The organism is Blautia hominis (genome assembly GCA_002270465.1).
Lineage (GTDB): Bacteria > Bacillota > Clostridia > Lachnospirales > Lachnospiraceae > Blautia > Blautia hominis.
Genome location: NQOF01000024.1, coordinates 1 through 1,113, shown reverse-complemented (window position 1 = coordinate 1,113; position 1,113 = coordinate 1). Strand labels below are relative to the sequence as shown.

The window sequence follows — 1,113 nt, the reverse complement described above, 5'->3', positions numbered from 1 at the left end:
TTAACCTGTTGTGCTAGTTAAATAAAGAAACTTCAACAAAATGTGCTATCCTATTTGTAGGGAAACAAATTCGAAAGGAGGCATCATTATGTTGAAGTTCCAAGATAATCATACCACTATAATAGCAACTTTTGAAGACTTTATTGTAACGGTTTATGTTATAATTGATGACCTGTATTCCCAATATGCTCCTGATGCAGTCTGCAAAAGACGCAATATACTGGATGCTAAGCTTTCCGACCCTGAAATCATCACAATTGGCATCTGCGGGGAACTGGTCGGTATTGACTCCGAAAACGCCTGGTTTTCCTTTGTTAAGAAGAACTACAGGTACTTGTTCCCTAAACTTTGCAGCCGCACACGTTTTAACAGGACCCGCAGGGCACTCCTTCAGGTAACAGAGTTGATCCGGCAAAAACTGTTTTCTGTCTTTTCAATTCCATGCAGCCAGTATTTTGTGGTAGACAGCTTCCCCCTGGCTGTATGTAAATTTGGAAGGGCACGGTACTGCCAGTCCTTTCGCCAGGACGGTGCCGACTATGGAAAATGCCCCTCTAAAAAGGAAACCTACTTTGGCTATAAGGTACATGCCCTGATTACTCTGGAGGGTTTTATAACCGCTTTTGAAATCACTCCGGCATCCACGGATGACAGGGAAGGACTCAGGGACTTGGTGAGGCAGCAGCAGCCCCTTACGATTCTTGGAGACAAAGGATACGTAGGAGAAGCACTTAGCGAGGAAATGAGGGAACAGGGCATCTGCCTGATGGCGCTGAAGCGATCCAATAGTAAAACGGACTGGCCCAAGCCTGTACGACAGTTGATATTTCGACTGCGCAGACGAGTTGAGACAGTATTTTCCCAGCTAAGCGAGCAGTTAAAAGCGGAAAGAGTACGTGCGAAAAGCTTTCAAGGACTATGCACCCGTTTGGTAAACAAAGTACTGGCATACAATCTATGTCTGGCAATAAATCACCTGTTCGATGAGAACTGTGAAATGGGAAAAATAAAACAGCTCATCTTCTGATTCAAAACAGTCATAAAACAACAAGGGGTCTTTTTGGGCTTTTGGCAGCTTACAGGTCTTTCAATTAAAAGTAGCACAACAAGTTA

1 protein-coding gene is annotated in these 1,113 nt (G+C 43.8%); it reads left to right on the top strand.

Translation table 11 applies throughout. From position 1 onward, the window contains the following. Positions 1-88 precede the first annotated feature (88 nt). A complete protein-coding gene (locus tag CI595_RS25740; RefSeq protein ID WP_095176479.1) occupies positions 89-1,027 on the top strand; it encodes an IS982 family transposase in 939 nt (312 codons plus the stop codon). Positions 1,028-1,113 lie beyond the last annotated feature (86 nt).

What these genes read in the sequence shown, in the direction of transcription:
- CI595_RS25740 (WP_095176479.1), top strand. Translation starts at nt 89, where the DNA reads ATGTTGAAGTTCCAAGATAATCATACCACTATAATAGCAACTTTTGAA.